The 414-nt window shown below is 63.3% G+C and carries 1 protein-coding gene; it reads right to left on the reverse strand.

Annotation, left to right across the window (positions count from 1 at the left end):
* A partial coding sequence (locus tag JHD82_RS29090) for a cyclic nucleotide-binding domain-containing protein (protein WP_199140374.1) occupies positions 1–356 on the reverse strand: 356 nt, incomplete at its 3' end.
* Positions 357–414: the final 58 nt, after the last annotated feature.

Consider the following 414-nt stretch of genomic DNA (forward strand, 5'->3'; position numbering starts at 1 on the left):
GTCTGGAGCAGCTCGAAGAACAGGTCCTTCGGAATCCGCAGCGCCAGCACCCGCGACTTCGCGCTGATGGTCGTGCTGAACGGCTTGCCGCTGAGCAGGGAGACGTCGCCGGTGATGCTGCCGGCATCCTTGACGAAACGCCGCTCGTCCCCGTTCTCACCCAGATGCGCGATCTCGACCTCGCCCTCCATGATGACGTAGACGCCCTCCAGCTTCTCCTGCGGATGGATCAGGATGGCTCCCGGCTCGAACAGCAGCCGCTCGCCCATCAGCGCGACGAGCTTCAGCCGCGATGCCGGCATGTCCCGGAACAGCGGCAGGCTGCGCAGGCAGCCGATATCGTTTTCCAAACTCATGACCGCGCCTCCATTCGCCCAGTGTTTTCGCGCCCAGTGTTTTCGCGCTCAGTAATTT

The organism is Delftia sp. ASV31 (genome assembly GCF_016428765.1).
GTDB lineage: Bacteria > Pseudomonadota > Gammaproteobacteria > Burkholderiales > Burkholderiaceae_C > Comamonas > Comamonas acidovorans.